This window comes from Bradyrhizobium sp. 61 (genome assembly GCF_023073075.1).
GTDB lineage: Bacteria > Pseudomonadota > Alphaproteobacteria > Rhizobiales > Xanthobacteraceae > Bradyrhizobium > Bradyrhizobium barranii.
In genome coordinates this window covers 98,007-121,164 of record NZ_JADPIU010000068.1, presented here as the reverse complement: position 1 = coordinate 121,164, position 23,158 = coordinate 98,007, and the positions used below count along the sequence as shown (strand labels likewise).

The 23,158-nt window shown below is 65.5% G+C and carries 27 protein-coding genes; 14 read left to right on the top strand and 13 right to left on the bottom strand.

Annotation, left to right across the window (positions count from 1 at the left end; translation table 11 throughout):
- Positions 1-193 precede the first annotated feature (193 nt).
- The 3 genes from IVB46_RS26580 to ychF are packed head-to-tail and all read left to right on the top strand — an operon-like array spanning position 194 to position 2,726.
- Positions 194-910 (top strand): 50S ribosomal protein L25/general stress protein Ctc, encoded by a 717-nt coding sequence (locus IVB46_RS26580; protein ID WP_071909565.1) that lies wholly within the window; start codon positions 194-196, stop codon positions 908-910.
- A gap of 58 nt (positions 911-968) precedes the next feature.
- Positions 969-1,574, top strand: coding sequence for an aminoacyl-tRNA hydrolase (pth, locus tag IVB46_RS26575; protein ID WP_247315421.1), 606 nt, complete (start codon positions 969-971; stop codon positions 1,572-1,574).
- A 54-nt stretch (positions 1,575-1,628) separates the two neighbouring features.
- Positions 1,629-2,726, top strand: coding sequence for a redox-regulated ATPase YchF (gene ychF / locus IVB46_RS26570; protein ID WP_028151572.1), 1,098 nt, complete (start codon positions 1,629-1,631; stop codon positions 2,724-2,726).
- A gap of 160 nt (positions 2,727-2,886) precedes the next feature.
- On the opposite strand, the gene IVB46_RS26565 is transcribed toward ychF, so the two are convergent.
- Positions 2,887-3,183 carry a DUF4282 domain-containing protein gene (locus IVB46_RS26565; protein WP_063985551.1) on the bottom strand — a complete coding sequence of 99 codons (297 nt, stop codon included), beginning with the start codon at positions 3,181-3,183 and terminating at the stop codon, positions 2,887-2,889.
- 156 nt (positions 3,184-3,339) lie between these two features.
- Here IVB46_RS26565 and IVB46_RS26560 point away from each other — a divergent pair, with 156 nt between their 5' ends.
- The 3 genes from IVB46_RS26560 (at position 3,340) to IVB46_RS26550 (ending at position 4,617) form a co-directional block, all read left to right on the top strand.
- Positions 3,340-3,792 (top strand): MaoC family dehydratase, encoded by a 453-nt coding sequence (locus tag IVB46_RS26560; RefSeq protein WP_063985550.1) that lies wholly within the window; start codon positions 3,340-3,342, stop codon positions 3,790-3,792.
- Positions 3,792-4,271, top strand: coding sequence for a MaoC family dehydratase (locus tag IVB46_RS26555; protein WP_247343806.1), 480 nt, complete (start codon positions 3,792-3,794; stop codon positions 4,269-4,271). Before IVB46_RS26560 ends, IVB46_RS26555 begins: the two co-directional genes overlap by 1 nt.
- Positions 4,272-4,470: 199 nt before the next feature.
- Positions 4,471-4,617, top strand: a complete 147-nt coding sequence (locus tag IVB46_RS26550) for a hypothetical protein (RefSeq protein WP_166103493.1) — start codon at positions 4,471-4,473, stop codon at positions 4,615-4,617.
- Between the two features lie 34 nt (positions 4,618-4,651).
- On the opposite strand, the gene IVB46_RS26545 is transcribed toward IVB46_RS26550, so the two are convergent.
- From IVB46_RS26545 to IVB46_RS26525, 5 genes are all read right to left on the bottom strand, one after another.
- The gene (locus tag IVB46_RS26545; protein WP_014492018.1) at positions 4,652-4,789 is read right to left on the bottom strand and encodes a hypothetical protein; all 138 of its coding nucleotides are present in this window, start codon (positions 4,787-4,789) and stop codon (positions 4,652-4,654) included.
- A gap of 487 nt (positions 4,790-5,276) precedes the next feature.
- A complete protein-coding gene (locus IVB46_RS26540; protein WP_247343803.1) occupies positions 5,277-5,699 on the bottom strand; it encodes a hypothetical protein in 423 nt (140 codons plus the stop codon).
- A gap of 215 nt (positions 5,700-5,914) precedes the next feature.
- Positions 5,915-6,838, bottom strand: coding sequence for a hypothetical protein (locus IVB46_RS26535; protein WP_085399294.1), 924 nt, complete (start codon positions 6,836-6,838; stop codon positions 5,915-5,917).
- A 382-nt stretch (positions 6,839-7,220) separates the two neighbouring features.
- Positions 7,221-7,661 carry a nuclear transport factor 2 family protein gene (locus tag IVB46_RS26530; RefSeq protein ID WP_247343800.1) on the bottom strand — a complete coding sequence of 147 codons (441 nt, stop codon included), beginning with the start codon at positions 7,659-7,661 and terminating at the stop codon, positions 7,221-7,223.
- A gap of 237 nt (positions 7,662-7,898) precedes the next feature.
- On the bottom strand, positions 7,899-8,351 hold the full coding sequence (locus IVB46_RS26525; protein ID WP_247315415.1) for a nuclear transport factor 2 family protein: 453 nt from the start codon (positions 8,349-8,351) through the stop codon (positions 7,899-7,901).
- Between the two features lie 291 nt (positions 8,352-8,642).
- On the opposite strand from IVB46_RS26525, the gene IVB46_RS26520 reads away from it, so the two are divergent.
- A complete protein-coding gene (locus tag IVB46_RS26520; protein ID WP_028151579.1) occupies positions 8,643-8,879 on the top strand; it encodes a hypothetical protein in 237 nt (78 codons plus the stop codon).
- A gap of 99 nt (positions 8,880-8,978) precedes the next feature.
- On the opposite strand, the gene uvrB is transcribed toward IVB46_RS26520, so the two are convergent.
- Positions 8,979-11,936 carry an excinuclease ABC subunit UvrB gene (gene uvrB, locus IVB46_RS26515; RefSeq protein WP_247343797.1) on the bottom strand — a complete coding sequence of 986 codons (2,958 nt, stop codon included), beginning with the start codon at positions 11,934-11,936 and terminating at the stop codon, positions 8,979-8,981.
- Positions 11,937-12,181: 245 nt separating this feature from the next.
- On the opposite strand from uvrB, the gene IVB46_RS26510 reads away from it, so the two are divergent.
- The gene (locus tag IVB46_RS26510; protein WP_247315410.1) at positions 12,182-13,741 is read left to right on the top strand and encodes a hypothetical protein; all 1,560 of its coding nucleotides are present in this window, start codon (positions 12,182-12,184) and stop codon (positions 13,739-13,741) included.
- A 15-nt stretch (positions 13,742-13,756) separates the two neighbouring features.
- Here IVB46_RS26510 and IVB46_RS26505 read toward each other — a convergent pair whose 3' ends face one another.
- The 4 genes from IVB46_RS26505 to IVB46_RS26490 form a co-directional block, all read right to left on the bottom strand.
- Positions 13,757-14,653 (bottom strand): HAD family hydrolase, encoded by an 897-nt coding sequence (locus tag IVB46_RS26505; protein WP_166103461.1) that lies wholly within the window; start codon positions 14,651-14,653, stop codon positions 13,757-13,759.
- A gap of 104 nt (positions 14,654-14,757) precedes the next feature.
- On the bottom strand, positions 14,758-14,988 hold the full coding sequence (locus IVB46_RS26500; RefSeq protein ID WP_063985544.1) for a hypothetical protein: 231 nt from the start codon (positions 14,986-14,988) through the stop codon (positions 14,758-14,760).
- 54 nt (positions 14,989-15,042) lie between these two features.
- On the bottom strand, positions 15,043-15,270 hold the full coding sequence (locus tag IVB46_RS26495) for a hypothetical protein (RefSeq protein WP_071909573.1): 228 nt from the start codon (positions 15,268-15,270) through the stop codon (positions 15,043-15,045).
- A gap of 124 nt (positions 15,271-15,394) precedes the next feature.
- Positions 15,395-16,312 (bottom strand): LysR substrate-binding domain-containing protein, encoded by a 918-nt coding sequence (locus tag IVB46_RS26490; RefSeq protein WP_028151584.1) that lies wholly within the window; start codon positions 16,310-16,312, stop codon positions 15,395-15,397.
- A 306-nt stretch (positions 16,313-16,618) separates the two neighbouring features.
- Between IVB46_RS26490 and IVB46_RS26485 the strand changes: the two genes are divergently transcribed.
- The 3 genes from IVB46_RS26485 (at position 16,619) to IVB46_RS26475 (ending at position 18,606) form a co-directional block, all read left to right on the top strand.
- Positions 16,619-17,398 carry a sulfite exporter TauE/SafE family protein gene (locus tag IVB46_RS26485; RefSeq protein ID WP_247315408.1) on the top strand — a complete coding sequence of 260 codons (780 nt, stop codon included), beginning with the start codon at positions 16,619-16,621 and terminating at the stop codon, positions 17,396-17,398.
- The gene (locus tag IVB46_RS26480; protein WP_208084552.1) at positions 17,395-17,625 is read left to right on the top strand and encodes a hypothetical protein; all 231 of its coding nucleotides are present in this window, start codon (positions 17,395-17,397) and stop codon (positions 17,623-17,625) included. The genes IVB46_RS26485 and IVB46_RS26480 overlap by 4 nt, the downstream gene beginning before the upstream one ends.
- Positions 17,626-17,910: 285 nt before the next feature.
- Complete coding sequence (locus IVB46_RS26475) at positions 17,911-18,606, top strand: glutathione S-transferase family protein (RefSeq protein WP_247315405.1); 696 nt, start codon at positions 17,911-17,913, stop codon at positions 18,604-18,606.
- 62 nt (positions 18,607-18,668) lie between these two features.
- Here the strand turns inward: IVB46_RS26475 and IVB46_RS26470 are convergent, their stop codons facing one another.
- Entirely contained in the window at positions 18,669-18,896 is a 228-nt protein-coding gene (locus IVB46_RS26470) for a cysteine-rich CWC family protein (RefSeq protein ID WP_247315403.1), read from the bottom strand.
- Between the two features lie 114 nt (positions 18,897-19,010).
- Here IVB46_RS26470 and IVB46_RS26465 point away from each other — a divergent pair, with 114 nt between their 5' ends.
- From IVB46_RS26465 to IVB46_RS26455, 3 genes are all read left to right on the top strand, one after another.
- Positions 19,011-20,567: a DUF1800 family protein gene (locus IVB46_RS26465; protein ID WP_247315401.1), complete on the top strand. Its 1,557-nt coding sequence runs from the start codon at positions 19,011-19,013 to the stop codon at positions 20,565-20,567.
- Between the two features lie 2 nt (positions 20,568-20,569).
- Entirely contained in the window at positions 20,570-21,787 is a 1,218-nt protein-coding gene (locus IVB46_RS26460) for a DUF1501 domain-containing protein (protein WP_247315876.1), read from the top strand.
- A 77-nt stretch (positions 21,788-21,864) separates the two neighbouring features.
- Positions 21,865-22,188 (top strand): antibiotic biosynthesis monooxygenase, encoded by a 324-nt coding sequence (locus IVB46_RS26455; RefSeq protein WP_247315399.1) that lies wholly within the window; start codon positions 21,865-21,867, stop codon positions 22,186-22,188.
- An 18-nt stretch (positions 22,189-22,206) separates the two neighbouring features.
- Here the strand turns inward: IVB46_RS26455 and IVB46_RS26450 are convergent, their stop codons facing one another.
- Positions 22,207-23,148: an aldo/keto reductase gene (locus IVB46_RS26450; protein ID WP_166344623.1), complete on the bottom strand. Its 942-nt coding sequence runs from the start codon at positions 23,146-23,148 to the stop codon at positions 22,207-22,209.
- Between the last annotated feature and the right edge of the window lie 10 nt (positions 23,149-23,158).

Below are 23,158 nucleotides of genomic sequence, written 5' to 3'. Positions count from 1 at the left end.
CCGCTCTCGCTTACCCTCCCCTCCAGGGGAGGGTGGGAACCCCGCCGGGCGGGCCATTCTCCTTGTCATTTCCGCATCTTCCGGGTAAAAGCCCGCCAAGTTCGCGGCCCCCGCACCCCTGGAGGCTTGCTGCGAACTGCACCATGGGCCGCGCTGCGGCCCATTAACTTTTGCAAAAACAAGGACTTAGACTATGGCGACGACCGTCAAGGAATTGAAGGCGACCGCACGTCCGAAGAGCGGCAAGGGGGCCGCCCGGGCAGAGCGTCGCGCCGGGAAAGTGCCCGGAGTGATCTATGGCAACAAGCAACCCCCGCTCCCGATCTCGGTTGACGATCGTGAACTGCGCCAGCGCATCCTCGCCGGCCGGTTCCTGACCACGCTGGTCGACATCGACCTCGAGGGCAAGAAGCACCGCGTGATCCCGCGCGACTATCACCTTGATCCGGTCAAGGATTTCCCGATCCATGTCGACTTCATGCGTCTCGGCGAAGGTGCCACCATCCGCATCAGCGTTCCCTTGCATGTGGTGAAAGCGGAAGGTTCGCCCGGCGTGAAGCGCGGCGGCGCCGTCAACATCGTCGCGCATTCGATCGAGCTCGAATGCGGCGTCGAGAGCATCCCGCAATTCATCGAGGCTGATGTCGGCTCACTCGAAATCGGTCACTCGCTCCATCTGTCGGACATCAAGTTGCCGGCCGGCGTGAAGGCGCTGACCCGCGAGGACGCGACCCTCGTCACCATCGTGCCGCCGTCCGGCTACGCCGAAGAGCAGAAGGCCGCGGCTGCGGCTGCAGCTCCGGGCGCTGCTGCGGCTGCTCCGGCGGCTGGCGCTGCGGCTCCGGCTGCGGGTGCTGCTGCTCCGGCTGCGGCTGCCAAGGCTCCCGCCGGCGGCGACAAGAAGAAGTAATCTCTCAAAGCTGGCGCGCGGTCCTTGATCGCGCGCCGAGCGAGGGGCGCGCCGCGTCATGCGACTCTTTGTTGGGCTCGGCAATCCCGGCGCTAAATACGCACGTAACCGGCACAATGTCGGCTTCATGGCCGTCGACGAGATCGCGCGGCGTCATGGTTTCTCGCCATGGCGCCGTCGTTTTCAGGGAGAGACCTCGGAAGGTGCGATCGGCACTGAGCGCGTCATCCTGCTCAAGCCGACGACCTACATGAATGACTCGGGCCGCAGCGTTCAGGAAGCGGCAAGCTTCTTCAAGATCGCGCCCGGCGACGTCACCGTGTTCCACGACGAGCTCGAGCTACCACCGGGCAAGGTGCGCGTGAAGATCGGCGGCGGCATCGCCGGCCACAACGGCCTGCGCTCGATCTCGGCGCATATCGGCAACGAGTATCGCCGGGTCCGGCTCGGCATCGGTCATCCCGGCGTCAAGGAGCTGGTGCATGGCCACGTGCTGTCGGACTTCGCCAAGGCCGACAACGACTGGGTGGCGACGTTGTGCGAGGCGGTGGCCGAGCACGCGGCACTGGTTGCCAAAGGCACGGACGCGACCTTCGCCAACAGGGTGCATCTCGCCATGCAGGCGAAGGGCTTTTTGACCAAGGACGAGAACGGCAAGGAATAGGGCGCCGTTTTCTCCGTCAGGCCCGGCCATGACGAATACGGATAGAGGACGACCATGGGATTTAAATGCGGGATCGTCGGGTTGCCCAATGTCGGCAAGTCGACCTTGTTCAATGCGCTGACCGAGACGGCCGCGGCGCAGGCCGCGAACTATCCGTTCTGCACCATCGAGCCGAATGTCGGCGAAGTCGCCGTGCCCGATCCGCGGCTCGACAAGCTCTCGGCCATCGCCAAATCGGCGCAGATCATCCCGACCCGGCTGACCTTCGTCGACATCGCCGGCCTCGTGCGCGGCGCCTCCAAGGGTGAAGGCCTCGGTAACCAGTTCCTCGCCAACATCCGCGAGGTCGACGCCATCGCGCATGTCGTGCGCTGCTTCGAGGATTCCGACATCACGCATGTCGAGGGCAAGATCGCCCCGCTCGCCGACATCGAGACCATCGAGACCGAGCTGATGCTCGCCGACCTCGACAGCCTCGAGAAGCGCGTCGACAACCTCACGAAGAAAGCCAAGGGCAACGACAAGGACGCCAAGGAGCAGCTCGACCTCGTCAACCGCACGCTGGTGCTGCTGCGCGAGGGCAAGCCCGCCCGCCTCGTCGAGCGCAAGGCGGAGGAGGAGCGCGCCTTCGGGATGCTCGGCCTGCTGTCGTCCAAGCCCGTGCTCTATGTCTGCAACGTCGAGGAAGGCTCGGCTGCCACGGGCAATTCGTTCTCCAAGGCGGTGGAGGAGCAGGCGGCCAAGGAAGGCGCCGTTGCCGTCGTCATCTCCGCCAAGATCGAATCCGAGATCGCCACCATTTCGCGCGAGGAGCGCGCCGACTTCCTGGAGACGCTGGGTCTCGAAGAAGCCGGCCTCGATCGCCTGATCCGCGCCGGTTACACCCTGCTCGACCTCATCACCTATTTCACGGTGGGCCCGAAGGAAGCGCGCGCCTGGACCATCTATCGCGGCACCAAGGCCCCGGGCGCGGCCGGCGTGATCCACACCGACTTCGAAAAAGGCTTCATCCGCGCCGAGACGATTGCGTATGAGGACTATGTCGCGCTGAACGGCGAAGCCGGCGCCCGCGATGCCGGCAAGCTGCGTCTCGAAGGCAAGGAATACGTTGTCGCCGACGGCGACGTGATGCACTTCAGGTTCAATACGTAAGACGCGAAAGAGCGGTGCTGTAGGGTGGGCAAAGCGACTTGTCCGCCGTAGCTCGAAGAGCGAAGGCGGAAGCGTGCCCACCACGTCTCTCTCAAATCGCGAAAGGATGGTGGGCACGGCGCTTTGCGCCTTTGCCCACCCTACGGCACCTGCAGCCGCCTCACCGCGCCCCGCCGCCCTGGTCGCGGATCGCGCCGAGATGCTCGTTGATGCGGAAGACGATCAGGATCAGCTCCGCGGCGATGCGCGAGAACACGATGCCGACAACGATGCTCGCGATCGATGACAGAAGCACCAGGAAGCCGCCGAACGGGCTGATCGCCATCGTCGCGAGACCGGAGAAGATTCCGGAAAGGCCGAACAGGCAGATCAGTGCGATCACCAGCCAGTAGAAGGTCTTGATGATCGTAGGGGTTATGAATCGGTCCCATTGAAACAGGTCGCTGAATGAAAACATTGCTCTCCCCAGGGCAAATCGGGCCTCGGCCTGCCGGTTGATCCGACTCAAGACCAACGCCGACACCCCATATGTAGCACGAGCCATGCGGGCCGGCGGGTTGAGATTGCCGCAAAGTGCGGCCACAATCTGTCATTCCCTCAAAGCATTCCCGAGATGACCCTGACCTTCGAAGATTTCCCGCCCGGCCGGTTCGGAACATTCGGCCCGCGCCATGTCACCCGCGACGAGATCTTGGCTTTCGCCGCCGAGTTCGATCCGCAGCCGATGCACCTCGATGAGGAGGCCGCGGCCAACAGCATGCTGCGCGGCCTGTCCGGCTCGGGCTGGCACCTCTGCTCGCTGATGATGCGGATGATGGCCGATGGCTTCATCACACGCGCCGCTTCGCTCGGCTCGCCCGGCGTCGACGAGGTGCGCTGGCTGTCACCCTTGCGGCCCGGCGACGATCTCATGCTCGACGTCGACGTGCTGGAGGCGCGCGCCTCGAAGAGCCGGCCGGAGCTCGGCATCGTCAAGTTCAAATGCACGGTGCGCAACGCCAAGGGCGAGGCGCTGTGCGAGATGACCTCGCCGATCCTGATCAAGCGGCGCGAGGGAGCAGTCTGATGCCCTTCTTCGAGGAGATCGAGATCGGCCACCGGCGCGAGATCGGCGCCTACACGTTCACCGCGGAGTCCATCAAGACGTTCGCCGCAAAGTTCGATCCGCAGCGCTTCCACCTCGACGAGAAGGAAGGCGAGAACTCGCTGTTCGGCGGGCTCGCAGCTTCCGGTTGGCACGTCGGCTCGGCCTGCATGAGCCTGCTTGTCGCGGATGGCCAGCGCCTGGCGCGTGAGGCCGCTTCGCGCGGCGAGGAGGTCGCGGTGTGGGGGCCGTCGCCGGGCTTTCGCGACCTGCGCTGGATCAGGCCGGTGCTCGCCGGCGACACCGTCGCCTACGTCAACGAAGTCATCGACAAGCGCAGCTCCGCCTCGCGCCCCGGCTGGGGCATTCTGACGGCCCGCACCACCGGCACCAACCAGCGCGGCGAGGAGGTCTATTCCATCACCGCCAGCGCCTTCGTGCCGATGCGGCAGGGCGGTTAGAGCTGTTCCAAGATGAACGGTCCAAATGTGTGCGCGAGTGTTGCCCGCGCGCTATGGACGCGATTCCGGGCGGCTGCCATAAGCCTGCTCAACGTGATGACCCGCGAAGCAGTTGGCGGAACCATCGAGTTGCTAACCAATTATGAACCTGTCGCTGTCTAATTGAAACGAATTGGGCAGAGAACAGGGGACGAGGACCATGGCAGACCGCGGCGCACTCAAGCTGGTGGGATTTATCTTTGCGACCGCGACGCTGGCAGTGATGCTGGTCGCCGGCATGGTGGTGAAGGGCTATGCCGATGGCGGCTACACCCTGGAAGCCTCGACGGTCGACGCGAGCCGTTAAGGGCTCGTTAACTCTTCGGGTCCGGCCTCCGCCGTCAGCGGCTATAGACGAACGCCAGCACCGCGATCGCGACCGCCAGCAATCCGACGAAGCGCAGCATGATCGTGCCGAACTGGTTCGGCGCGGGCCGCAGCGGGATAGGGTCCGTATTGTCGGGCCGAATGCTTTCCATCTGAAATGTCCCCAGGCCCGGCAGCAAGGCTGCGGGCGCTTGGCATTGGTCGGCGCTGGGGCGCGGAGGGTTCAAAGTGAACCGGGTCGGCTGCATTGACTGTGTGAACGCATGTCCACTGCCTCAATCGTTCGCAGCCACACCCTCCGCTGTCATGCCCCGGCTTGCCGCCTTCGCTGAAGCTTCGGCGGCCGGGCGAGCTTGTGGCCCGGCGTAGCCTTGGCGGAGCCGGGACCGGGGCATCCAGTACGCTGCGGCGTCTCGGCTCTTGCCTCATTGTCTCTGGAATACTGGATCGCCCGATCCCGTCTCCGCCAAGGGCTTCGCCGGGCCAAGAACTCACTCGGCCGCCGAAGCCTTAGCGAAGGCGGCAAGTCGGGCGATGACACCTATTGTGGGGAGCTTATGCGCACCCAACTCCCCCCACGAATCAAAACCGCCGCGCCCCTTGCGGAACGCGGCGGCTGGTGATGCTTGAGGTGAGTGATCAGCTGTTGCGCAGGCCGTCGGCGGCGCGCTTCCACTGCGCGACGTTGTCGGCGATCATGCGGGTCGACTTCATCGCGGCCTGGCTGAGCTGGGCATAGCCGGAGATCTCGCGCTGGACGCGCTGGCCTTCGGCATGGAGCAGGTCGCGCAGACTCTCGAGCTCGGAGATCAGGTTCTCGATCTCGGCGAGCGAGGTGCCGGCGACGCGCTGGATCAGCGAGTTGACGTTGGTGACGGTGGCTTCCGCGCTCGGATCGAGCGGCGGCGTGTCGGTGGTTCCCGATGCCGGCCGGCGCAGATAGGCGATGTCGTTGCGGACGAAGTCGCGGATGCCGGCTTCGACTTCCGTCACTGCGGCGAGGTCGGTGTCGACCGTCTCGGTCTCGGTGGGTTCGGTCTTTTCCGGACGCATGGCGTTCATCGTTATTCCCCTGTTCGCGTTGAGCGCAGCGCGAGTGTCCCCGCACGACGAGTTCGGTCATCCGACTAGGGCGTCGGATTTTGACCGCAACTTGGCCGAGATACGGCAAGGGCGGACGATTCGGGGGCTTTGCCGTGGCGTATGGTTACGAGAGTCTGAACTGCTGGGAAAACGAACCTATCCCGGGATGATGGGAGAGGGTGGGCGCGGGACTGCTACCAGCTCTTCTTGAAGCCCGCCGTCAGGCTCTTGTTGATCGCGCCCTGCGAGGTCTCGCCGACCGAGCCGGAGACGGTGACGTTGTCGAACAGCTTTTGCTCGGCGCCGACCTTGCGCAGCCATTTGTCGTCGGTGGTCGACAGCGACTGGCCAGCGGTGATGCTGGTGCCGGTGTCGGTGAGGGTGACCTTGGCGCTCTGCTCGGTCTCGTAATTGCGCGTGATGTGGCCGCCGATGCCGGGCACCGCGGTGGTGCCCTGCTGGTTGACGCTGTAGCCGTTCTGGAGCGTCAGCGACGTGTCGCTCGACAGCGGCACCGACTTGATCAGCGACGCCCCGATCTTGCTCTGCTCGGCGCCGGGATCGACGCGGGCTTCCACCGCGGTCTTGTCCCAGATCGAGCCGGCGCCCGGCGCGGTCGCCGCCGCCCAGGCGCTGCCGGAGGATTGCGGCAGGCTGCCGCCATTGGTGGCTTTCTGCGCCAGCAGCTCGGACATCGTCCGCGGCTCGCTCGTCACCGTCATGTCGGCGCCGATGCGGGCGTCCCAGAACGAGGAGACCGACTGCTTCACCGTCACCGCGGAGGAGCCGTTGGCGTTCGCGTTCGACGACCAGTTCAGGCCGTCCTTGGCGGCGGCCTGGGCGCGCTTCTTGGCGGCCATGACGTCGTTGCCGGTTCCGGCGTCGACCGCGAGTTGACTCCAGTCGAGCTTGTCGACGTCGATGCCCTTTAAAATGTCGGGGTCGTTGACGTCGGGGGCTGCGGCGGTCTCTGTGGCTTCGGTCTCGGCCTCGTCGTCAGGCGCTGCCGCCGAGAAGGGCGGGATGATCTGCGCCGAGACCGTCAGAACCGAGCCCAAAATGAATGCGGCCGCCAGCACCGGCAGCCTGGTCCAGCCAAAACCTGTCGAGAATTCCATCGTCCTGCCCGCGAGCCCAGCGCATGCTTGCCGTCACTATAGTGCGGCCTTCGGTGATGACCATGCGCCATTCCGTCCGCTCAACACATGGTGATCTATCGTTGCGAAATTGTGGCGGCTCGCCTCGGCCAGAGCATGATCCGACCCGAAGGGCCGCGCCAGCGCAAAGTGTGCAGCGGTTTTCCCTCGCGACAAACGCGGAACGCGCTTGCGCGGAGATCATGCTCAAACCACTGGAATGGCGAACCAACGGGCCGCGCGAAAGGCGCGCGCCCGATGACGAGCTTCGCCACGACGGCATCCGGCGGGGCTGGAGGCCAGGACGCGGGTCGGGCGAGCATCAATCATCGGTCCCGGCAAGCGGGGCCCGTTGGCGTCCCCCTCAGCCGACGCGGGTCATCTTTGGCAGATGAATGGCGCGGCCGAGTGCCTGTTCAACCAGATCGAAGGTGTCGACCAGCACGCGCATGCTGATCAGCTTGCCCGCCCTGAACTGGGCGAACTGCGCGACCCGCAAGCTGATCGGCTTGTCGGAATCCAGCGCGGTCAGCGAATAGCGCAGCATCGAGGCGGCGGAATCCACGGCGAGCATGATGCTCTCGCGGTCGAAGCGGCGGACGTGGAAATTGTCGGCGAGCTGGCGGATGACGTCGAGCACGGCGTCCCGGCCCTGGCGCGCGCCGAGGAACGGAAACATGTCGATCGGGCCGTAGATCGCCCACTCGACATCCTCGTCGATCAGGGTCTCGATGTCCCTGAAATCCCGGTCGTTCACCGCGCGATGCAACGCGCGCGAGAAACGCCAGAGGCTGTGCTCTGTCATTTGGGGGCGTCCTGAAGCTGGCTTGCAGAAAAAACGGAAAGCAACCCCATGCACAGCAAAGGTGCGGGGGCCGCTCAATTCATTCGTATACAAATAAAATAGGCGATTTCGGCCAAAACGCAATTCACGTTTTCGCAATGCACAATTGATGCGGCTTTGTGAGATTTACAACAGAACCCCGTAATCTCCCGGTCTCTGCTTTATCTCTGCCCGTCAGAACGGGGCGAGGGAGAAGGGTCATCCCCCGTCGGCCCGCGCGCCCACGATCAGCGGCCCGATCTCCCGCTCCAGCACCTGCTGCACCAGATCGTAGGAATCGATGATCTCGCGGATCTGCGCCACCAGTCCGCCCCGGAAGCTGTAGAACACCGCCATGTCGAACTGCACGACGCGATCGTTGCTGCGCTTCTTGAAGTAGGTGTGCATGTAGGTCGCGACCTCGTCGCCCTCGGCGAGGATGTGCGGCGCCTTGTAGCGGATTTCGGAATAGCGCGACCAGACCGTCTGCCACAGCTCGCGCAGCTCCTGCTTGCCGTGACGCGGCACCATGTGCGGCAGCACGTCGATCGGCGCGTGGGTGAGAAAGTCGACGTCGTCGGTGCAGCACGACAGCGCGGCCTCGATATCGCCGCGCGCAAAACTGTCCAGCAGATGCAGCACGCGTTGCCTGTTCAGCGATTCAACCGTCATGCCGCTCCCGCCCTCGTGGGGTGTCGATTGCAAACGCCAATGCGCGCTCTGCGGGTCCATCAATCCGCAAAAACAAAGGTGTCCGGATCATATGACGCGCCGATGCAAGGCCCGGTTCATGAAATGCAATTACCGGTTGCGTTCGTTGTCGCCTGCTCGAATTCGAGTGGGTTTGCGCCCCGCGATGACGCCGCGTGCATGCCGGCGGGCGCGTCCCGCCACACCGGTACACGGGAACCCGCGCCCGTCGGTGCTCGTTGAGACACCGAAACTGATCCGGAGACATCGATCATGAAATCCCCGCTTCTCACCGTCGCCGCAGCACTTCTGATGCTGGGCGCGACCTCCGCCGCCAACGCCAAGGGCTGCATCAAGGGCGCCGTCGTCGGCGGCGTCGCCGGCCACTATGCCGGCCATCACGGCGTGCTGGGCGCCGCCGCCGGCTGCCTCTACGGCAGGCATCACGCCAAGGAGCAGGAAAAGCAGCAGCAACAGCAGGGTCAGGTGAACGGGCAGGGGAAGCTGTAGGCGCGAACGGCACCACATGCTCCCTCGTCATTCCGGGGCGCCGCAAAGGGGCGAGCCCGGAATCCATAGCCACGACAAGTGGGGACGATACTCCGCCGCCTACCTCTTCTTCCACCCACCCCGTCGTCCCGGCTGCCCGCCCGTCGACTTCGGCGCCGGCCCGAACTCGGGCCCGGACTGCCTTGAGTCCGTCGGCTGGATGATCCGGCTCGTGCTGCCGAACGGTTTTGCCGGCAGGCTCGGGTTTTCGCGGTAGGGCAAAGACTCCGGCCCATGCATCTCGTCGAGATGCGGCTTGTGCACCTTCGAGCCGCTGCCGCCGCCGCTCGCTTTCAGCGCGGAGCTCACGGTTTTCTTCTTCATCGCGCTGACGGGCAGGTTGGCGGCGTCGCCGTACTTCTTGGTGCCGGCATAGGCGCCGGCCTTGCCCTGCACCGTGCGCTGCTTGACGGTGGGGTCGTCGACTACCGCGAGCTCGGTTGCGCGCAGGCGCTTGACTTCGTCGCGGAGGCGCGCGGCTTCCTCGAAGTTCAGATCGGCTGCCGCCTCGCGCATGCGGGTTTCGAGATCGGCGAGCACGGCTTCAAAATTGTGGCCGATCGAGATGACGTCGTCGGTCATGTCGTGGCCGCCGACCTCGACCAGTACGTGGTCGCGCTCGTAGACGGAGTTGAGGATGTCGCCGATCTGCTTCTTCACGCTCTCCGGCGTGATGCCGTTGGCGGTGTTGTACTCGACCTGCTTTTCTCGGCGCCGATTGGTTTCCGCGATGGCGCGCTCCATCGAGCCCGTCATCTGGTCGGCGTAGAGGATCACCTTGCCGTCGACGTTGCGCGCGGCGCGGCCGATGGTCTGAATCAAGGACGTTTCACTGCGCAAAAAGCCTTCCTTGTCGGCGTCCAAAATCGCGACCAGCGCGCATTCAGGAATGTCGAGGCCTTCGCGGAGCAGGTTGATGCCGACCAGCGCATCGAAGGCGCCCAGGCGAAGATCCCTGATGATCTCGATACGCTCGATGGTGTCGATATCGGAGTGCATGTAGCGAACGCGAATACCCTGCTCATGCAGATATTCGGTGAGGTCCTCCGCCATGCGCTTTGTCAGCACCGTGATCAGCGAGCGATAGCCTGCCTGGGCGGTGGCGCGGACCTCGCCGACGAGATCGTCGACCTGGGTGCGGGCGGGGCGAATGTTGACGGGCGGATCGATCAGGCCCGTCGGGCGGATGACTTGCTCGACGAATACGCCGCCGCTCTCGTTCAACTCCCAGCCGCTCGGCGTCGCCGACACCGCGACTGTCTGTGGCCGCATCATGTCCCACTCCTCGAAGCGGAGCGGGCGGTTGTCCATGCAGGAGAGCAGGCGGAAGCCGTATTCGGCGAGCGTCGCCTTGCGGCGGAAGTCGCCGCGGAACATGCCGCCGATCTGCGGCACCGTGACGTGGCTCTCGTCGGCGAATACCAGCGCGTTGTCGGGGACGTATTCAAACAGCGTCGGCGGCGGCTCGCCGGGCAGGCGCCCGGTGAGATAGCGCGAATAGTTCTCGATGCCGGCGCAGCTTCCGGTCGCCTCCATCATCTCGAGATCGAAGGTGGTGCGCTGCTCCAGACGCTGCGCTTCCAGCAGGCGGCCCTGGTCGTGCAGCTGGTCGAGCCGCTGCTTCAGCTCCGATTTGATCGACTTGATCGCCTGCACCAGCGTCGGGCGCGGCGTCACGTAGTGCGAGTTGGCGTACATCTTGATGAATTCGAGCTCGTCCTGCTTGTGGCCGGTGAGCGGATCGAACTCCTCGATGGTCTCGATGGTGTCGCCGAACAGGTTTACGCGCCAGGCCCGGTCTTCGTAGTGCGCCGGGAAGATGTCGATGACGTCGCCGCGGACGCGGAAGGTACCGCGGGTAAAATCGGCCTGGGTGCGCTTGTACTGGAGGGCGACGAGGTCGGCGATGAGCTGGCGCTGGTCGATGCGCTCGCCCTTCTTCAGCGCGAAGGTCATCGCGGTGTAGGTCTCGACCGAGCCGATACCGTAGATGCAGGACACCGACGCCACGATGATGACGTCGTCGCGCTCGAGCAGCGCGCGCGTCGCCGAGTGGCGCATGCGGTCGATCTGCTCGTTGATGGAGGAATCCTTTTCAATGTAGGTGTCGGTGCGCGGAACGTAGGCTTCCGGCTGGTAGTAGTCGTAATAGCTGACGAAGTACTCGACCGCGTTGTCGGGGAAGAAACTCCTGAACTCGCCATAGAGCTGGGCGGCGAGCGTTTTGTTCGGCGCCAGGATGATGGCGGGCCGTTGCGTCGCCTCGATCACCTTGGCCATGGTGTAGGTCTTGCCGGAGCCGGTGACGCCGAGCAGCACTTGCGAACGGTCGTTGCGCTGGATGCCCTCGACGAGCTCGGCGATCGCGGTCGGCTGGTCGCCGCGCGGCTCGTACGGCGATTTGATCTCGAAGCGCACGCCGCCTTCGGACTTCTCCGGGCGCGGCGGCCGGTGCGGGGTCCACACCTTGGTGGAGCCGTCGTCCCTGCGGAACTCCGGCCGGCCCTCGCGGATCAGCGATTCCAGCGCGTCGGCGGTCGCCTTGACGCCGAGCGCCTCCATCTTGGTACGTGGCGGACGCGCCAGCGCCTCGGCATCGTCCTCTTCGGTGGGAAGCCCGAGCTGCCGCGCCAGTTCCGGATCGAGCGTCGGGATCGTGGCCGCGGTGCCGTAATTGGCCTGCGGCGCTTCTTCAAAGCCTTCGGTGGTCGCGCGCGCGCCCGGCGGCTGCGGATTCGGCCGCAGCGGCATCGGCTTGGCATTATCCTGCGGAAACTCCTTTGGCGTCGAGGCGCGTGCGCGATGGGCGGCGGCCTCGCCCCCGGCGCGGCGGTCGCGCGAATTGTCCGGCGGCGGCTGCAGCCCGGTGCCCGATCCAAGCCCGGCATCGCCGCGATTGATCGCGGGATTGAGCAACTCGGCCAACGCCGGCCCGATCGGCTGGACGTCAGGCCGATGTGCCTTCGAGTTCGGGGCCTTGGATTTGGGGGATTTCGGGGGAGCAGGTTTCTTCGCCATGCCCCGAATATGGGACGAGTCAGCCCTTCAGAAAAGAGCGAAGGTACGTCCGTGCTCAGGCTGCTGACAGCAGGTTGGCAGCAGGAGCCATGATCGCCCCGACGCGACAAATTTGTCGTTGCGTCGGACGGCGATGGCGCTACTTTAGGTGGTGTTTATTGCGCGATGATCTGACCATTTTCATGCATCTCGGCGGCGCTTTCGGCCGCAGGCGCGGCCAGTCGCCTCAACAGCGGGTAGATTCCATGACAATCAATTTCATCCCGAACGACCCCAATGCCGTGACCGATATGCAGCAACGGCAGCAGGACGCGCGGCCCGACCGTCCGGCCGGGCGTGCAAATTTCAACTATGAGGCTCACGCGGCCGAGGCCCCGTTCGGTGTCAATCAGCGGGACTTTCTGTTCTGGCAGAGCCGGGAAGCGGCGCTCGCCGCTGTGGAGGCCTGGGAGACCTATGCCGGCAACCTCGCCAGATGGTCGCAAGGGCCTCGCATCGACATCAGCCTGACCTACAATGACGGTGAAACGGTCGGCCCCCGGCGGTTGAATGCCTATTACGACACGCAAGGTGTTCGGTTCTTCGACTTCAACGACGGCACCACAACCACCTTCTCCGCGGCCAGCACCGACACGGTCAGCCATGAGGTCGGCCACGCCCTGCTCGATTCCCAGCGGCCGGAGCTGTTCAACAGCCCGCTACCTGAGGTCGGAGCGTTTCACGAAGCGTTCGGCGACGTGGTTGCCCTGCTGACCGCGCTGTCGGACCAGGCGACGCGGATCAAGCTGCTTGAGATCACGCCCGACCTGTCCCTGCCGAATTTCGTCGAGGCGAGTTCCGAATATCTGTCGGCCGCCATTCTCAAGCAGTTCGGCAACGTCAATCCCTCGAAGCCGCGGCGGGCGCTGAATACGTTCAAATGGCAGCTGCCCAGCACCTTGCCGGCCGGCAAGTTCGAAGATCCGCCCGAATTGCTCACGCGCGAGAGCCACAATTTCAGCCGCGTCTTCACCGGCGCATTCTATGACACGCTCCGCGGCGTGTTCGCGGCGAGCGGCGCCGGCAGCGAGGCGGCGCTGCTGACCGCCGCGCAGACCTGCGGCAGGCTGTTGGTCGAAGCGGTGCGGCAGACGCCGGAGACGGCGCGATATTTTCAGTCCGTGGGCCGGGCCATGGTCAAGGCCGACGGCCAGATCAACAACGGCGCCAATCGCGAGATCATCGGCAAGGCGTTCTCCGATCACGACATCATGCTCGGCAGCGCCGCCATGACCGCGCCGACGGCGGCGTTGGCGGGGCCGCCACCCAAGATCCTGAAGGCGAGCGCCACGATCGCGCCGAGCACGCTCTCGGATCTGCGAGAGCGGATCGGCGCCAAGGGCGCCAGATTCGCGATCCGCCCGCTCGCCATGCTCGGGGAGGGCGTGGCGGAAGCGGTGCATCGGCGCGAAGTCCCGCTCGGCGATATCGACACCAGACTTCGCGGCGTGGTCGCCTTCGCGGCGGAGCCGGTTCTGATCGGCCGCTCCGGCGCCCGTGCGGCGGTGCTCGGCGCGTTGCCAGAGCACAACCGCACGGAGGACGAGGTCGGCGCCTTCGTCGAGACGCTGCTCAGGAACGGTCGCATCGAGCTCGACGGCAAGCCGAAGGCGGCCGCAAAGACGGCGAAGAAGAAGAAAGGGCTGGTGGCCGCCGCCGCGGCCGACGATGCGTCGTCGAACAATGTTCGCACCCACGTCATCCGCACGGTCGGCGGCAAAAGGGTGCTGACCCGCATCCGCTTCCTGTGCGGCTGCTGCATTTGAGGCGGCGGTCTGCGGTCAAAAGGCCGTCAAGCGGCGGCGGCGCAGAATGCGCCGCCCCTCAGAATCCGTTTCCACCCGATAGGTCGGCAGCACGGGCGATGCGGGATCGGGCGGACCGTCGGCGATCTGCTTGTTGGCCGCGAGCGACTGCACATTCAGAATGGCCTCGGCCACGTCGTCAGGACGGGGTGTCGAGTGCACCGCGGTGATGCGACCGGCCGAATCGAGGCTCGCCGCGACCTCCACCGGCAACTCAACATGCACGTCGTTGAAGCTGCCGAGGTCGGGCGAATGCAGCTGCACCAGATTGCGTGCAGTGCCGCGGAGCTTGTTCGGGCTGAGGTCCTCGATGGATTGAAGCCTCAGGCCACGGTCGGCCAAAGCGGGTCTGAACACCGCTTCGCTGTTCTTGAAGCCGGCGGCGCCAATGTCCTGCGAGATCAGCAAGGGGGCCTGCGACCAGGATGTGAAATCGGTGCCATATCGCAGGGTCTTCATCCCAAGTTTGCGGCAGGCCGCTATATGCTCGGCATTTTCCGTGATGAACAGCGCCTGATTCAAGCCGCCGTCGACACCGGCGCGCTTAAAGGCTGTCTCGAACACCAAGGCGTCGGGCTTTCTCGCGCCGGCATGGGTCGACAGCGTCACGCGTTCCTCGACCGGTTCGAAGAAGCGCCGCAGGCCGGTCCTGTCGAGCACCTCAAGGTATTCGGCAAAGGTCGCAGCGATCGCCTGTGAAGTCCGCGGTTCAGGCATCGTGTAGTCCGAGACCAGGCACACGACCAGCGGCGCGTGGTCCGCCGTCTCGAAGGTCTCGATCACGCCGAGCGCGTCCTCGACGCCGGGAAACGGTTTTTCGCTGGCGGAGTCGATCAGTGTATCGCCGAGATCGAGCAGCAGAGCCTTGATCATCCGTCATGCCTCGCCTGCGCGCGCGGTTGCTGCGCCAGCATAGCAGTTGCAGGGGCCGGATGGAATTGCGATTGCGAGCGTGCGACCGGATCGCCGGTCGCGCCTTACGCCGCCGGCGGCGGGGCCTCGTCGTCGTTGCTCGCCCGGTGCGGCTCGAGGATGTCGAGATGGATCCCGCCGCAATCGGTGCAGCGCATGGTCCAGTACTCGCATCCGGCGCGGCCGCCGATCACGCGAAGCACTGCGAGATCGCCGTCGCATTCGGGGCATTTCGACAGCACATTGCGGGCGTAGATCCTCGGCCGCGGCGTGTCTTCGAATTCGATGACTGACATGACCGGTTCCCCCTTTATGCTGCGCTGTCCCTTGGTTCGCCTGGAGTCCCGCGCTTATTCGTCGTCGTGGTCGTCGGCCCGCCGGCGGAAGCGGTCGATGTGGTGCTTGGCATCGGCGATCGCCGCGTTCTGATCCGGCCAGGCGAAACCGACTTCCATGGCCGGAAACAGCACGCCGTCGATGGCGAGGGGGCTGAGATCGGCGCGGCGGATGCGGGCATGCCAGAGGCCTTTGCCGGCCTCGAAGGATTCGATGTCAAAGCCGTCGTAGATGGTCGTCATTGTAGTCCCCAAATGTTCCGTAAGTGTCTTGTTGAAGGGTCAGGGGACCACGTTTGGCGGGTTCAGTATGTGAAGCCATTCACAAGCGGCCGGCTTTTTTGCCCAGGGCCTCGTGGAACGGGCGTCAGTTCCGCGGCGCGGCGCGGCCGATCCGCCTGGCGGGGCGTGCGGCGGGCTCCGAGGCCGCCCGCATGATCCAGCGCCGGAACGCTGCGAAGTCGCGCTGCTCGGTCTGAAAACTGCGATACAGCAGGTACCAGCGCATGCCCTTGGGAACCGAGAGATCGAACGGCGCGACCAGCCGGCCGGCGGCGAGATCGTCGTCGATATAGGGCCGGATGCCCATGGCGATGCCGAGGCCGTCGGCGGCGGCCTGGAGCGCCTGGCCGTAGAACTGGAATTCCGGTCCGCGCGCGTTGATGCGGGTGAGGTTCGCCGCCTTGAGCCAGATCGGCCAATCCTCCGGCGAATGCGTGACGCGGATCAGGCCTGGCCCTTTGAGGTCGGCGGGCCGCTTCAGGCCGGTGGCGAGGCGAGGCACGCAGACCGGCGTGAGGTCGCCGGCGAATAGCGGCTCGGCGACCAGGCCGGGCCAGTCGCCGGTGCCGAGCTTGATGCCGCAGCTCCAGTCCTCGCCGAATGGGACCTCGGCACCACCGGTGGTGAAGCGCACCTCGATGTCGGGCTCCTCGCTGCGAAACTCCGACAGGCGCGGGATCAGCCAGCGCATCGCAAACGTATGTCCGACGCCGATGGTGAGCACGCGGACGCTCGAGGGAGCCGTCACCTGCGCGGTGAGGCTTGCCAGCGCATCGAAGATCGGCGTCAGCCCGCTTTGATAGGCGCGGCCTGCCTGCGTTAGCACGAGCTTGTTGGCCTTGCGCTCGAACAGCGCGACGCCGAGACGTTCCTCCAGCAGATGGACCATGCGGCTGACGGCCGCCGCCGACACGCTCAGCTCGAGCCCGGCCGCCGCAAAGCTGCCGGTCCGCGCCGCCGCCTCGAATGCCTTGATGCCGTTGAGAAACAGCAGCCGTCGCAAATGACCCACCCTCAGGAAAGCTGATGCAAGGCCAAGATAACTCAGTTTGCGAAGCCAGGGCAAGCGAGGCACAAGAATGAGAGTAATTCCAAGTTGTGTTTGGGGCCGCCGCCGCGTTCTTCGCCTCTCCCCGCACGCGGGGAGAGGCCGGAGTTTGCGAGAGCAAATTCCGGGTGAGGGGGACTCTCCGCGAGTCCCTCTGCCACCTTCCTTGCGGAGACTCCCCCTCACCCCACCCTCTCCCCGCAAGCGGGGCGAGGGAGCGATGCAGCCTTCGTCCCTTATGCGCTTGCAGGAGAATCTCGCGTGACGCCCATCATGATCGCTGCCCTTGGATTGCTGATGGTCGCCACCGCGTTCCTGTCGGGGCTGTTCGGCATGGCGGGCGGGCTGATCCTGATCGGCGTGCTGCTGGCGCTGATGCCGCTGCCGACGGCGATGGTGCTGCATGCGATCACGCAGATGGCTTCGAACGGCTGGCGCGCGTTCCTCTGGCGGACGCATATCCGCTGGCGGCCGGTCGCGAACTACATGGTCGGCGCTGCCGTCGCGCTCGCGGCCTGGTCGCTCACCCGCTATGTGCCGGACAAGCCGATGGCGCTGCTGCTGCTCGGCATCACCCCGTTCATGGCGCGGCTGCTGCCGTCAAACATCAAGCCGGATCCTGACCGTCTCTGGCAGGGTACCGTCTATGGCACGATCTGCATGGGCCTGATGCTGATGACCGGCGTGTCCGGCCCGTTGCTCGACACCTTCTTCCTCGGCGGCGATTTCGGCCGGCGCGAGAAAGTGGCGACCAAGGCGATGTGCCAGCTCGTCAGCCATTTCACCAAGCTCGTCTATTTCGGCGGCATCATCGACCAGGCCGCGAGCCTCGATCCCGTGCTCGCCGGTGTCGCGATCGCAGCCTCGATGCTCGGCACCACGCTGGCGCGGCGCATCCTCGAAGCCATGACCGACCAGCAATTCGTGGCCTGGTCGAACAAGCTGATCACCACCATCGCCTGCTACTATATGGCCTATGGCGGCTGGCTGCTGGTTCGCACGCCGGTGTTGGCAGCCTTCGACAAGGGAGGTTTGCAATGAGCGAGACGGCCGACCCGCTGGTGCTGGACTTCGTCGAATGGATCGCGCGCGAGCCGCGCGCCTATGCCGAGGTGATCGCGACCTGGAAGACCTCGTGCCCGCGCCTCACCATCTGGGAAGACGCCGCCGAGCGCGGCTACGTCACCCGCGAAACGATTGCAGGCGTGGGGCTGATCATCGCGGTGACGACGGACGGCGAGAGGTTGCTGCGCACGAACGGGCGGTAGTTTCTTCGCCTCTCCCCGCTTGCGGGGAGAGGCCGACACGCGAAGCGTGGCGGGTGAGGGGGACTCTCCGCGAGTCCGTCTCTCAGCGTGATCGCGGAGGCAGCCCCTCACCCCGACCCTCTCAGCGCGAGCGAAGCTCGTCGCGGCCCTGTAAGAACGGGGAGAGGGAGAAGACACAACCTTGTCCCCACAACGTCATTGCGAGCGCAAGCGAAGCAATCCAGAATGTCTCCGCGGCGGCAGTCTGGATTGCTTCGCTGCGCTCGCAATGACGGAACACCAGCCATGTCGCTCAAACTCTTCGAACTCGTCGGCACCGACGCTTCGCGCCCGTTCAGCCCGTATTGCTGGCGCACGCGGATGGCGCTGGCGCACAAGGGCCTGTCGGCGGAATCGCTGCCCTGGCGCTTCACCGAGAAGAGCGCGATTTCGCCGCACGGCTCGGAGAGGGTCCCGGTGCTGCTGCATCATGACAAGCCCGTGATCGATTCCTGGGCGATCGCGAATTATCTCGAAGACAATTTTCCAGACCAGCCGTCGCTGTTCGGCGGCGAGGGCGGCCGCGCCATGGCGCGCATGCTCAATGCCTGGGGCGACATCGCCATCGTCGGCGGCCTCTCTCTGCTGATCGTCGCCGACATCCCGAAAAACCTCGGCGAGGTCGACGCCGCCTATTTCCGCCAGTCGCGCGAGGCGCGGTTCGGCAAGCCCCTGGAAGAGGTCCAGGCGAGCCGCGAGACCGGCGTCGTCGCGTTCCGCAAGTCGCTCGAAGTGATGCGGCAGACGTTCAAGACGCAGGCCTATCTCGGCGGCAGCGCGCCGAACTATGCCGACTATATCGTGTTCGGCGGTTTTCAATGGGCGCGTGTGGTGAGCCCGTTCAGGCTGCTGGAAGCGGATGATCCCGTCTATGCGTGGCGCGAAAAACTGCTCGACGCGTTCGACGGCCTGGCGCGGAAGTCCCCGGGGCACGCGGTGTAGCTTCGTAGCCCGGATGGAGCGCAGCGAAATCCGGGATTGGTGCCCGCGCAAAAATTCCCGGATTACGCTTGCGCTCCATCCGGGCTACGCGCTTCTGCCGCCGCCTTCCTCAGACATTCCCGGCACAAACAATCCTCGCCTTTGACTGGCATCGGCAGCCGCGCCGTTTCCTCCGCGCACCAGCAGCTTCCCGAGAGATCGCAGCCGAACTTGGTGCCGCAACGGGAGCAGGCGAGGCGGCGCGGCTCCGGCAAGGGAAAATCGGAGGGAAATTCTTTCGGATTTGTCATGATTTGCCCAAAGGCTTCGCCGTCATTTTCATGCCGGGTTCATCTCCCGCTACGGTATATTAGGCGCTGCGCTCAGACTCGGAAAGCGGTTGGCAACGCGCGAAGGACACATCGATGGCCCGCGATTCGCAAGCTGCCCTCGTCGCGCTCAACCGCTTCGGTTTCGGAGCGCGCGGCGGGGCGTCCGGCGATCTCATCAACGCGGCCTCCGATCCGCGCGGCTTTGTGAAGGCGGAACTCGCGCGCCCCAACGGCGTGCTGCTGGAAGCACCGGGGCTGCAATCGACGCCTCAACTCGGGCAGGCCGTGTTCGCCTATCAGGACCAGGTCAAGCAGGCGCGCGAGGCGGCGAAGGCCGCTGCGCCCGCTGAAGGGGCGCAGCAGGCGCCGGGCGATCAGAAGCCGGGGCTGCGCCGCAATCTTTCGCTCAATGCGGCCGCGACCGAGATCGCCGGCCAGATGACTGATGCGAAACCGGCAGATAATTCGGCGAAGCCGGATACGATGCAGCCCAACGCTGCCGCGCCTCCAGCCGCCAAGCCCGCGCCGCAGCCGCTCAACGTGATCCAGAAAACCTTTCGCGCCGAGGCGCTGGCGCGCTTGCAGCGCGCGACGCTGGTCGAGTGCGGCTTCACCGAGCGGCTGGTGGTGTTCTGGTCCAACCATTTCTGCATCTCCGCGAGCAAGGGCGAGCTCGCGCGGATCTGGGCCGGCGCGTTCGAGCGCGAGGCGATCCGGCCGCATGTGCTCGGGCGCTTCGCCGACATGCTGAGGGCGGTCGAGCAGCATCCGGCGATGCTGTTCTTCCTCGACAACCAGCAATCGCTCGGGCCGGACTCGCGCGCCGGGCAAAACCGCAAGCGCGGGCTCAACGAAAACCTCGCGCGCGAGATCATGGAGCTTCATACGCTCGGCGTCGGCGGCGGCTACACGCAGGACGACGTCACCTCGCTCGCGCGCATCATCACCGGCTGGACCTTTGCCGGACGGCAAGGGCAGCTGGGAACGCCCGGTTCCTTCGCGTTCAACGCCAACGCGCATCAGCCCGGGCCGCAAATGCTGCTCGGCAAGACCTATGAGCCGACAGGCCTTGCGCAAGGCGAGGCCGCGCTCGCCGACATCGCGCGGCATCCCTCGACCGCCAATTTCATCGCCACCAAATTCGTCCGCCATTTCGTTGCCGACGATCCGCCGCCGGCGCTCGTGGCGCGGTTGCGCGACATCTTCGTCAAGACTGACGGTGATCTCAAGGCAATGGCCGTTGCGCTGGTCGATTCCGACGAGGCCTGGAAGGCGCCGTTGACCAAGATGCGCTCGCCTTACGACTTCGTGGTCGCGAGTGGACGGCTGCTCGCGCGCGTCCCGGAGGATCCCGGCGGCTATCTCAACAATCTCAATCTGCTCGGCCAGCCACTGTGGTCGCCGGCCGGTCCCAATGGCTTCCCGGATACCAGCGCCGCTTGGGCTGCGCCCGAAGGCATCAAGCTCAGGCTCGACATCGCCGCGCAGATGGGCGCGCGGCTTGGGCCCAATATCGATCCGCTCGACTTGCTCGAATTCGCCGCCGCTGATGCGGCCTCGATCGAGACGCGCAAAACCATCGAGCGCGCGGAGTCGCGGCAGCAGGCGCTGGCGCTGCTGCTGATGTCGCCGGAAATGCAGAGGAGATGATGATGATCGACTGCGTCGAGAACCGGCTCCTCACCTCGCGCCGCGGCCTGCTGCTCGGCGGCGCGTCCTTCGCGGCCTGGGCTTATTTGCCGAAATTCGCGCGCGCGGCAGGCGGGCGCGATCCGCGATTGATCGTGGTGATCCTGCGCGGCGCGCTCGACGGGCTCTCGACCGTCGCGCCGCTCGGTGACCCCGATTATGCCGGCCTGCACGGCTCGATCGCGCTTGCCGCCGACGGCGCGCATCCCGCGATCATGCTCGATACTTTCTTCGCGCTGCATCCGGCGATGCCGGAGTTCGCACGCATGTATCGCGACATGCATGCCGCGGTGATCCATGCCGTTGCGACGCCCTATCGCGACCGCTCGCATTTCGATGGCCAGGACGTGCTCGAAAGCGGCTATGCCGGCCCCGGCCGCGTCCAATCCGGCTGGCTCAATCGCGCGCTCGAAGCGCTGCCGCGCGGCGAGCGTGTGTCGAGCGGGCTCGCGGTCGGGCCGACCACGCCACTGGTGCTGCGCGGCAATGCGCCGACCGTCGGCTGGGCGCCGGTGGCGCTGCCGCAGGCCGACGACGACACCGCGATGCGGCTGGTCGATCTCTATCGCCACCGCGATCCCGCGCTGGCATCAGTGCTGTCGCAAGGTCTTCAACTCGACAAGGTCGCGAGCGGCGACGACATGAAGCCAAAGGGTGGCAACCAGGTCGCGCAGATGCGCCAGGTCGCGCGCGGCGCCGCAAAACTGATGGCGGCCGACGACGGCCCGCGCATCGCCGCGCTCGCTTTCGACGGCTGGGATACGCATGCCAATGAAGGCGGTCCGGTCGGGCGTCTGGCCTTCCTGCTCGGCGGCCTCGATGGCGCGCTCGCCGAGTTCGAAAGCGGCCTCGGCGAGCGCTGGCGCGACACCGCAATCGTCGTCGCCACCGAGTTCGGCCGCACCGCGCGCATCAACGGCACCGACGGCACCGATCACGGCACGGGAACGATCGCGCTGCTCGCCGGCGGCGCGGTGAAGGGCGGCCGCGTCATCTCCGACTGGCCCGGCCTCAAGCTCGCAAATCTCTACGAAGGCCGCGACCTCAAGCCGACCACGGATTTGCGCTCCGTGATCAAGGGCGTGCTGCAGGGACAGTTCGGCCTGTCCGATCGCGTGCTGGCGGAGACGGTGTTCCCCGACAGCGCGGGAGCGCGACCAATGCAGGGATTGGTTGCTTAGCCGTCATTCCGGGCCCGCGCCTTGCGGTGCGTCCCGGAATGACGACATGATGAGCCGAGCATCAGGAGATCACCCCCATGTACATCGCCATGAACCGCTTCCGCGTCACCAAGGGCTCTGAAACCGCTTTCGAACAGGTCTGGCTGAAGCGCGACACGTTTCTCGACGGGGTGCCGGGCTTCGTCGAATTCCATCTGCTACGCGGTCCCGAGCTCGAGGATCACACGCTGTACGCCTCGCACACGGTCTGGGCGAACCATGCCGCGTTCGAGGCGTGGACCAAGTCGGAGGCGTTTCGCGCGGCGCATCAGCGCGCTGGCGATAACAAGCCGCTCTATCTCGGTCATCCCCAGTTCGAAGGCTTTGAGGTGATGCAGACGGTGGGACGCGGCGCGAAGTAACGCGGCGCGCTTTAAACATCAGCCCTGGGTGATCTTGTCGATCTCCGCCATCTCATCGGCGCTGAGCTTCCACGCGATCGCCTTGACGTTCTGCTCGATCTGCTCGACGCGGGTGGCGCCCGCGATGACGCTCGAGACCTGCGGGCGGCCGGCGAGCCAGGAGAAGGCGAGCTCGAGCATCGAGTGACCGCGCGCTTGCGCAAAGGCCTGCAGCTTCTCGACGATCGCCTCGTTGCGCGGGGTGACGTAGCGGTCGCGCAGTCGCGGAGTTTGGCCAAAGCGGGTGTCGCCGGGTGCGGACTCACCCTTTTTGTATTTGCCGGTCAGAAGTCCGCTTGCGAGCGGGAAGAACGGCAACAGGCCGAGCTTGTATTCCGTTGCTGCCGGCAGCAGGTCCTTCTCGATGTCGCGCACGACCAGGGAATATTCGTCCTGGCAGGAGACGAAGCGGCTGACATTCATCGCGCGCGCGACATACTCCGCTTCCGCAATCCGCCAGGCCGGAAAGTTCGAATTGCCGATGTAGCGGACCTTGCCCTGGCGGACGAGGTCGTCGAGCGCGCGCAGGCTCTCCTCGATCGGCGTCAGCGGGTCATAGTCGTGCTGCTGGTAGAGATCGATGTAGTCGGTCTTCAGCCGCTTCAGGCTCGCGTCCACTGCCTCCATGATGTAGCGGCGCGAGGCGCCCTGCTTGGTTCCGTCCTCCGCCATCGGCTTGGAGTATTTCGTCGCCAGCACGATGTCCTTGCGGCGATCGCCCAGCACGGCGCCGAGCACGTTTTCCGAGCCGCCCATGGCCGAATAGATGTCGGCAGTGTCGAACAGCGTGATGCCGAGATCGAGCGCGCGGTGGATCACCTTGCGCGAGGCCTCGAGGTCGATGCGCTGGCCGAAATTGTTGCAGCCGAGCCCGACCGCGGACACGCGCAGGCCGGAGGCGCCGAGATTACGAATTTCCATGGGAGGTCCT